Annotated in this window: 8 protein-coding genes; all 8 read left to right on the top strand. The window is 71.3% G+C overall.

The genetic code is table 11. The annotated features are described in order from the left end of the window. Window positions 1–32: 32 nt before the first annotated feature. The 8 genes from ACFT9I_RS18370 (at window position 33) to ACFT9I_RS18335 (ending at window position 9,207) form a co-directional block, all read left to right on the top strand. Complete coding sequence (locus ACFT9I_RS18370) at window positions 33–215, top strand: DUF5302 domain-containing protein (protein ID WP_382565399.1); 183 nt, start codon at window positions 33–35, stop codon at window positions 213–215. Window positions 216–893: 678 nt separating this feature from the next. Next, on the top strand, window positions 894–2,045 hold the full coding sequence (locus ACFT9I_RS18365; protein WP_382565396.1) for a DegT/DnrJ/EryC1/StrS family aminotransferase: 1,152 nt from the start codon (window positions 894–896) through the stop codon (window positions 2,043–2,045). Window positions 2,046–2,094: 49 nt separating this feature from the next. Beyond that, complete coding sequence (locus tag ACFT9I_RS18360) at window positions 2,095–3,159, top strand: glucose-1-phosphate thymidylyltransferase (RefSeq protein WP_382565394.1); 1,065 nt, start codon at window positions 2,095–2,097, stop codon at window positions 3,157–3,159. Beyond that, window positions 3,156–4,154 carry a dTDP-glucose 4,6-dehydratase gene (rfbB, locus tag ACFT9I_RS18355; protein ID WP_382565392.1) on the top strand — a complete coding sequence of 333 codons (999 nt, stop codon included), beginning with the start codon at window positions 3,156–3,158 and terminating at the stop codon, window positions 4,152–4,154. Before ACFT9I_RS18360 ends, rfbB begins: the two co-directional genes overlap by 4 nt. Then, a complete protein-coding gene (gene rfbH, locus ACFT9I_RS18350) occupies window positions 4,151–5,473 on the top strand; it encodes a lipopolysaccharide biosynthesis protein RfbH (protein WP_382565391.1) in 1,323 nt (440 codons plus the stop codon). The genes rfbB and rfbH overlap by 4 nt, the downstream gene beginning before the upstream one ends. Further along, complete coding sequence (locus ACFT9I_RS18345) at window positions 5,470–6,891, top strand: NDP-hexose 2,3-dehydratase family protein (RefSeq protein WP_382565389.1); 1,422 nt, start codon at window positions 5,470–5,472, stop codon at window positions 6,889–6,891. Before rfbH ends, ACFT9I_RS18345 begins: the two co-directional genes overlap by 4 nt. Further along, window positions 6,888–7,898, top strand: a complete 1,011-nt coding sequence (locus tag ACFT9I_RS18340) for a Gfo/Idh/MocA family protein (protein ID WP_382565387.1) — start codon at window positions 6,888–6,890, stop codon at window positions 7,896–7,898. The genes ACFT9I_RS18345 and ACFT9I_RS18340 overlap by 4 nt, the downstream gene beginning before the upstream one ends. Window positions 7,899–7,950: 52 nt before the next feature. Then, window positions 7,951–9,207: a nucleotide disphospho-sugar-binding domain-containing protein gene (locus ACFT9I_RS18335; protein WP_382565385.1), complete on the top strand. Its 1,257-nt coding sequence runs from the start codon at window positions 7,951–7,953 to the stop codon at window positions 9,205–9,207. Window positions 9,208–9,222: the final 15 nt, after the last annotated feature.

The following is a 9,222-nucleotide window of genomic DNA, read 5'->3' as shown; positions in this document are numbered from 1 at the left end:
GGCACTGTCCCCCCGATAAGAAGGAGACGCATATGACGGAGACGCCGAGCAACAACGCGAACGAGGAGTCGGCTCGCGACAAATTCCGCGAGGCGCTCGAGCGCAAGAACGGCCTCCTCAGGACCCAGCAGGCCCATGAGGAGGGCCGTATGAAGGTCAAGAGCATGAGTGGTCAGGCGGGCAAGAAGCGGTACTTCCGGCGGAAGACCGGCTGACCCCGCGGTTCGCCCGCTTCTCGTCATGCCGTCGGCACGGTGTTCCCGTGTCGGCGGCATGACTGTTTTCCGGCGGGAAAGCACGGCCCCCCGGATTGCGGCTCGAAAGTCGCCACAAGAACACTGGAGGCCGGATTCATTTTCGCTCGAAACTCACTGGAGAATCGCTGGAGTTCCGCTTGAGGAAGCGCCCGGAATCCTCGCGGAGGCGGCCCGCAGGGGTCCCCGAGCGCCCTTCGCCCCACCGTGGACCGGGCCCTGCCACCTATTCAGGCCACCTGCGCCGACCCGACGGCCGCCGCGCGGACCGCTGCCGCGGCGCCGCCGCGTGGCCGTCGGGTATCCGCCCCCATTGCTGGACCCACGAGTGGACAAGGCTTCCGTTTGGGCGTGTCGAAGAGGTGCTGCGCAGGACTTCGGCCGCCGATTTGACTCCACTGTTTCCCGGTGAATTCGAGTCGCCGGCGATGAGTTTTACTTCTCGTCCGGACGGTGTGCCATCCCGATGCCGCCGCGTAATTCGGGTAACCGAAAATGGCGCATGCGGTGGTATGCGGCTCGAAGCTCGCTGGAGCTGCGTTGACCGGGCCGAAGGCGGGAGTTTACCTTCTCTTTAATCAGCGATGGGGTATCCATTGCGAGGTGTCCCGTTCACGCCGCCTCAGGAGAGTCGCCAGCATGATCAATGTGTTTCAGCCCGCACTCGGTGAAGAGGAACTTGGCGCCGTCGCAGAGGTATTCGCCGAGAACTGGCCCGGACACGGCCGGCGCACCCAGAAATTCGAGGCGGAATTCGCGCACCATATCGGCGTGGACCCCGACCAGGTGATTTTCCTCAACTCCTGTACGTCGGGGCTCTTCCTCGCGGCGCAGACGCTCGAACTGGGACCCGGCGACGACGTGGTGCTGCCCTCGGCGGTCTTCGTCGCCGCGGCCAACGCGGTGGCGGCGTCGGGCGCGCGCCCCGTCTTCTGCGACGTCGACCCCCGCACCTCCAACCCGACCGCCGCCCACATCGAGCAGGCCCTCACTCCCCGTACCAAGGCGGTGCTGGTCCTCCACTACGGGGGCTATCCCGGCGACATCGAGGCGATCGCCCGGCTCTGCCGGCAGCGCGGGGTCACCCTCATCGAGGACGCGGCCTGCTCCGTGGCCTCCCGCGTGGGCGACACCGCCTGCGGCACCTTCGGCTCCATCGCCGTCTGGAGCTTCGACTCCGCCAAGGTCCTGGTGACCGGCGACGGCGGCATGCTGTACGTCCGCGACCCGAAGCTGGCGCGCCGCGCCAGGACACTCGCGTACCACGGCCTCAAACACGACAGCGGCTTCGCCGCCGCCCGAGTCTCCCCCCGGTGGTGGGAGCTCGAACTGGAGGCGTTCGGCCGCCGGGTGGTGGGCAACGACCTGACGGCGGCCCTGGGCAGCGTCCAGCTCGCCAAGCTGCCGGCGAACGTCGCCCGCCGCCGCGAGATCGCCCACCTCTACGACCGGCTGCTCGCCGATGTCGACGGCGTCCAGACGCCCCCCGCCCTGCCGGAGGGGCACCTCTCCACCCACTACTTCTACTGGGTCCAGCTGGCTCCGGAGATCCGCGACGACGTGGCCGCGGATCTGCTGGCCGAAGGCGTCTACACCACCTTCCGCTACCCGCCGCTGCACAAGGTCCCCGCCTACGGAGCCGGGGACACGTCACTGCCGGGCAGCGAACAGGTCGCCGCGCGCACCCTCCTGATCCCGCTGCACCAAGGGTTGGACGACACCGAGGTCCACACGGTGGCGGGCACCCTCCGCAAGGCGGTGGAACACCGGAGCACCGTACGACGGACATGACCCGGACCGCGTTCCGGCAGACCACCGACCCCCACGAAAGGACACCACCGTGAAGGCCCTGGTCCTCGCGGGTGGAGCGGGCACCCGCCTGCGCCCGCTGAGCTACTCCCTGCCCAAACAGCTCATCCCCGTCGCCAACAAACCGGTCCTCCAGCACATCGTGGAGAGCATCCGCGATCTGGGGGTGACCGAGATCGGCATCGTCGTCGGCGCCCGGGACACCGCGCTCGCCGACGCGATGGGTGACGGCTCCCGGTACGGGGTCGCCTTCACCTGGATCCCCCAGGACCGGCCGCTGGGACTGGCCCACGCCGTCCGCATCGCCCGGCCCTACCTCGGCGACAGCGACTTCCTGATGTATCTCGGCGACAACATGCTGCCCGACGGAGTCGCCGGCCCGGCGGCGGAGTTCCGGGCCCGGCGCCCCGCCGCGCAGCTCGTCGTGAGCCGGGTCGCCGACCCCCGCGAGTTCGGCGTCGCCGAACTGGACGGCGAGGGCCGCGTCGTCCGGCTGGCCGAGAAGCCGCGGCAGCCGCGCAGCGACCTCGCGCTGACCGGGGTCTACTTCTTCACCCCCGCGATCCACCGGGCGGTGGAGAACGTCACCCCCAGCGCGCGGGGCGAACTGGAGATCACCGACGCCATCCAGCTCCTGATCGAGGAGGGGCTCACCGTACGGGCCGGCCACTACCGCGGCTACTGGAAGGACACCGGAAGGGCCGAGGACGTCCTGGACTGCAACCGTCATCTCCTGCGCTCGCTGCGCCCCCGGCTGGCCGGGCACATCGGTGAGGAATGCGAGATCTCCGGGGCCGTGGTGATCGAGGAGGGGGCCCGGGTGCTCCGCTCCCGGATCACCGGTCCGGTCGTCATCGGCGCCGGCACCGTCGTCGAGGACAGCCACATCGGCCCCGACACCTGCGTCGCCTCCCACTGCACGCTGCGCGACGTCCAACTCTCCGACTCCATCGTGCTCGACGGCGCCACGCTCAGCGGAGTCAGGGGGCTGTACGGCTCCGTCATCGGACGGCACGCCCTCGTCACCTCCGGCGAAGGCACCGAGCGGCACCGGCTGCTGGTGGGGGACCACACCCGGATCGAGGTGGCGGCGTGAGGCTCCTCGTCACCGGCGCCGCCGGCTTCATCGGCTCCCAGTACGTCCGCACCCTCCTCGACGGCGGCCACCCCGGCCACGAGCGGGCCCGGGTCACCGCACTGGACCTGCTGACCTACGCGGGCAACCGCGACAACCTCCCCGCGTCCCACCCGCGGCTGGAGTTCGTCCACGGCGACGTCTGCGACCAGGCGCTGCTGCGTGAACTGCTCCCGGGCCACGACGCGGTCGTCCACTTCGCGGCGGAGTCGCACGTGGACCGCTCCCTGCGCTCGGGTGCCGACTTCGTCCGCACCAATGTCGGCGGCGTCCAGAGCCTCCTGGAAGCCTGCCGGACCACCGGAGTACGGAGGGTGGTGCACGTCTCGACCGACGAGGTGTACGGCTCCCTCGCACAGGGCTCCTGGACGGAGGAGAGCCCGCTCGCCCCCCGCTCCCCGTACTCCGCCTCCAAGGCGGCGGGCGACCTCGTCGCGCTCGCCTACGGGCACAGCCACGGCGTGGAGGTGTCGGTCACCCGGGGCGTCAACACCTACGGCCCCCACCAGCATCCCGAGAAGCTCATCCCGCGCTTCGTCACCAACCTGCTGGACGGGCTCCCCCTGCCCCTCTACGGCGACGGCCGCAACATCCGCGAATGGATGCACGTGCGGGACCACTGCGACGCCGTCCACCGGGTCCTGTGCGACGGCCGGCCGGGCGAGATCTACAACATCGGGGGCGGCACCAGCCGGACCAATCTGGCCCTCACCGAACAACTGCTGGAGCTGTGCGGGGCGGACACCTCCATGATCCGCCGCGTCCCCGACCGCAAGGGCCACGACCTGCGCTACTCCCTCGACGGCAGCAAGCTCCGCGAGGAGCTGGGCCACACCCCGCGGGTGCCGTTCGACCGGGGACTGGCGGAGACCGTCGAGTGGTACCGCGCCAACCCCGGCTGGTGGAAGCGGACCAAGGACGAGTCCGAAGGCGACGAAGGCGGGTACGGAACATGACCGGGACAGCCGACATCGACGCCAACAAGGCGCTCGTGCTCGACGCGGCGCTCAAATACCACGTGGACCAGGAGCGGACCGGTGGCTTCGTCCCCGGTGTGAGCGAGATCTGGCCCTCGGGCGCCGTCCTCGACGCGGACGACCGGCTGGCGCTGGTGGAGGCCGCGCTCGACCTGCGGATCGCGGCGGGGGAGAGCAGCAGGAAGTTCGAGTCCCGGTTCGCCCGGCTGCTCGGCGCCCGCAAGGCCCACCTGACCAACTCCGGCTCCTCCGCCAACCTGCTCGCCCTCACCGCGCTGACCTCACCGGCCGTGGGCGACCGCCGGCTGCGGCCGGGGGACGAGGTGATCACGGTCGCGGCGGGCTTCCCCACCACCGTCAACCCCATCATCCAGAACGGCCTGGTCCCCGTCTTCGTCGACCTGGATCTGCCCACCTACAACACGACGGCCGAACGGGTCGCGGAGGCCATCGGGCCGAAGACCCGCGCCATCATGATCGCCCACGCACTGGGCAACCCCTTCGAGGCCGCCGAGATCGCCCGACTCGCCGAGGACCACGGACTCTTCCTCGTCGAGGACAACTGCGACGCCGTGGGCACCCGTTACGGCGGACGGCTCACCGGCACCTTCGGGGACCTGAGCACCGTCAGCTTCTACCCCGCGCACCATCTGACGATGGGCGAGGGCGGGATGGTCGTCACCTCACGCCCCCACCTGGCCCGCGTGGTGGAGTCGCTCCGCGACTGGGGCCGGGACTGCTGGTGCGAACCCGGCCACAGCGACACCTGCTTCCGCCGGTTCAACTACCGGATGGGCACCCTGCCGTACGGCTACGACCACAAGTACATCTTCACCCATATCGGCTACAACCTGAAGTCGACGGACCTCCAGGCCGCCCTCGGCCTCTCCCAGCTGAACAAGCTCGACGCCTTCACCGAGGCCCGGCGGCGCAACTGGCGGCGCCTGCGCGAAGGGCTCGACGGCGTCCCCCATCTGCTGCTCCCGGAACCCACGCCCGGCAGCGAGCCGAGCTGGTTCGGCTTCGTCATCACGGTCGACCCGGCCGCCCCGTTCGAACGGGCCGCGCTCACCGACCACCTGGAGAGCCGGAAGATCGGCACCCGGCGGCTGTTCGCCGGCAACCTCACCCGGCATCCCGCCTACGCGGACCGTGAGTACCGCGTCGTGGGCGACCTCGCCAACAGCGACCTGGTCACCGGCCAGACCTTCTGGATCGGGGTCTACCCCGCCATCACCGAGGAGATGACCGACTACATGGTGGCCACGGTGCGCGACTTCGTACGGAGCAACACATGATCGCCACCCGGACACTGCTCCCGCGCCACGACCCGCACCTCGCCACCCGGCTCGACCGGTCGGCGGCGCACTCCGGGGCCGGCGCGCACCTGCGGACCGAGGACGTCCCGCGATGGCTCGCCGAACGCCGCCGCGCCCACCGCTTCTCCGTCCGGCGGATACCGCTCGGGGACCTCGACGGCTGGCACACCGACCCGGCCACCGGCAACCTCACCCACCGCAGCGGCCGTTTCTTCACCGTGGAGGGGCTGCGGGTGACGGTGGACGAAGGACCCGTCACCGAGTGGCGGCAGCCGGTCATCAATCAGCCCGAGATCGGTCTCCTCGGCATACTGGCGCGGGAGTTCGACGGCGTCCTGCACTTCCTCATGCAGGCCAAGATGGAACCCGGCAACCCCAACCTGGTCCAGCTCTCCCCGACCGTCCAGGCCACCCGCTCCAACTACACCCGCGCCCACCGGGGTTCGCCCGTCCGCCATCTGGAGCACTTCCTCGGCCCGGACGGCACCGAACCACCCGCCGGGGGCCGTCGCGTCCTCGCCGACGTCCTCCAGTCCGAGCACGGCTCATGGTTCCACCACAAGTTCAACCGCAACATCCTCGTGGAGACCGACCACGAGGTGCCCGAATCCCCGGACTTCCGCTGGCTCACCCTTGGCCAGCTCGGCGAACTGCTCCACCACGACAACCTCGTCAACATGGACGCCCGCACCGTGCTGGCCTGCGCCCCCGTCACCCACACCGACGGCTCCGCCTACGCGCGCCACACGGACACCGAACTGCTCTCCTGGCTGACCGGCGAACGGGCGCGGCACGACGTCGACGCCACCCTGATCCCGCTGAAGGAGGTGACCGGCTGGCACCGCGACGACTGGTCCGTCGACCACGACCACGGACGGCACTTCTCCGTCGTGGCCGTCTCGGTGGAGGCCGCGAGCCGGGAGGTCGGCGGCTGGACCCAGCCCCTGTTCGCACCCGTCGGCACCGGGGTCACCGCGTTCCTCACCCGCCGTATCGGCGGCGTCCCCCACCTGTTGGTCCGGGCCGCCGTTGAGGGCGGCCTCCAGGGCGGCGTCGAGCTGGGACCCACCGTCCAGTGCACCCCCGGGAACTACGCACACCTTCCCGAGGCCGCCCGTCCCCGTTTCCTCGACACCGTCCTCGGCGCCCCGCCTTCGGCGATCCGTTACGAGGCGGTGCACTCCGAGGAGGGCGGCCGGTTCCTCGACGCGCGCAGCCGCTACCTCATCGTCGAGTGGGACGAGCCGGACGGCGGGACCGCCGACATCGACACGCCCCCCGGCTACCGCTGGATGACCCCCGGTCAGCTCGGCTCCCTCGTCCGGCACGGCCACTACCTCACGGTGCAGGCCCGCACACTGCTGGCCTGCCTGACCACGGGGGCCCTCCGGTGGTGAGACTCCACGACACCGTCCGCACCGCCACGCCCCCGGCGCCCGGGACCCGGCCCGTCCGGATCGGGGTCCTCGGCTGCGCCGAGATCGCCCGGCGCCGCATGCTCCCCGCGTTCGCCGCGAGCGCCCACACGCGGCTCGTCGCCGTCGCCAGCCGGGACGCGGCACGGGCCCGCTCCACCGCGGCGCCCTACGACGCCCGGCCCGTGCACGGCTACCACCCGCTCCTGGAACGGGACGACATCGACGCCGTCTATGTGCCGCTGCCCGCCGCCCTGCACCACACCTGGGTGGAGGCCGCCCTGCGCGCGGGCAAGCACGTCCTCGCCGAGAAGCCCCTCACCACCGAAGCGACCGGCACCGCGCGGCTGTTCCGCCTCGCCCGGCGCGGCGGACTGGCGCTGGTCGAGAACGTCATGTTCGTCCACCACCCGCAGCACGAGACGGTGCGAAGGCTCGTCGCCGACGGCGCCGTGGGTGAACTCCGTTCGTTCCGGGCCGAGTTCAGCGTCCCCCGGCTCCCCGCGGCCGACATCCGCCACCAGCCCGAGCTGGGGGGCGGAGCGCTGTGGGACACCGGCGTCTATCCCGTACGCGCGGCACTGCACTTCCTGGGCCCGCACCTGGAGGCCGTCGGCGCGGTACTGACCAAGGACCGCGGACTCGGTGTCGACACCAGCGGCGCCGCCCTGCTGCGCACCCCCTCCGGAGTCACCGCACAGCTCGCCTTCGGACTCGACCACGGTTACGCGTCGGCCTACGAACTCTGCGGCAGCCACGGCCGTATCAGCGTCGACCGGGCCTTCACCCCACCCGCCGACCACGCCCCCGTCGTACGGATCGAGTCCCGCGCCGGCCGCCGGGAGATACGACTCGAACCGTGCGACCAGGTGGCCGCCGCTGTGTCCGCCTTCGCGTCGGCCGCCCTGCGAGGGGAGACCACCGGCGCGCACAGCCGGCGCCAGGCGGGACTACTGGCGGCCGTACGCGACCTGGCCGACCCGTCCTGACCCCTCCGGGCCCCCGGCCCTCCACCGCAGAACCCACTCCGAGGAGCTTTTCATGCGCGTTCTCTTCGTCACGGTGCCGCTGGCGAGCCACGTCTACCCGAGTGTCTCCCTGGCCCACGCCCTCCAGTCGGCCGGGCACGAGGTCCGGTTCGCCTCCAAACCCGGGGTCGAACAGCTGATCACCGGCTGCGGCCTCCACGCGGTCACCGTCGGCATGCCCGCCGACGAGGACCATGTGAACGAGGGAGACGTGCCGATCGACGCACTCGCCCTCGACCCGGACGACCCGGAGAGCTGGCGCTCGGTGCGCCGCTATCTCACACCGCGCGTCGTCTCCGCCAACTTCCGCGCCGACGACGGCCGCGGGCGGGGCGGCGTCATCGACGACCTCGTCACCTACTGCCGGAGCTGGCGGCCCGATCTGGTCCTCTGGGACCCGGCGTTCCCCGCCGCCGCCATCGCGGCCCGCGCGAGCGGCGCCGCGCACGGCAGACTGCTGTGGGCCCTCGACACCGTCGGTCACATCCGGCACAGGACGCTGGAGGAGATCGGGGACGACGGCGCCGACCCCGGGCTGGATCCCCTGGTCGCCGCGATGCAGCCCGCCCTGGAACGGTACGGCGTCGAATTCGGCGAGGACCTTCTGCTGGGCCGGTGGAGCCTGGACCCCGTACCCGGGGACGCGCAGCTCCGGGCCCCCGGCCACACGTACCACCCGATGCGCATCGTCCCCTACAACGGCGCCGCCGTGGAACCGGAGTGGCTTCGGACGCCGCCCACCCGGCCCCGGGTGTGCCTGACCTACGGGGCTTCGATCCGGGGGTACGCGCCCCGCTTCGCCACCGTGCCGCTCCCCGTCCTCATGGAGGCGTTCGCCGGGATGGACATCGAGGTGGTCGCCACACTGAACGACGAGGAGACCGCCGAGGCCGGCCCGATCCCGGACAACGTCCGGACCGTCGACTTCGTCCCGTTCACCCAACTGCTGCCCACCTGCTCGGCCATCGTCTACCAGGGCGGCGACGGCACCTTCGGCTGCGCCGCTCCGCTGAGCCTGCCGCAGCTCATCAACCTGTCGCCGAAGTGGGGCGAGATCGCGGTCTCCCGGTTCGTGGAGCGGCGCGGGGCCGGGCTCGTCATCGACCCCGGACGGGCCACCGCCGAGGACATCCGCGAGCAGTTGCACCGCGTACTGACCGAGCCCTCGTTCCGCAAGGGGGCCGAGGAGCTGCGCCGGGAGGTGACGGCCCTGCCGACGCCGCACGCCGTGGTGCCGCTGCTGGAGCGGCTGGCGGCAGCCGACTCCTGACGGAGCGTCACGGGC

The sequence above is a fragment of the Streptomyces sp. NPDC057137 genome, from assembly GCF_042670825.1.
Taxonomy (GTDB): domain Bacteria; phylum Actinomycetota; class Actinomycetes; order Streptomycetales; family Streptomycetaceae; genus Streptomyces.
This window is presented reverse-complemented; position numbering and strand designations above follow the sequence as displayed.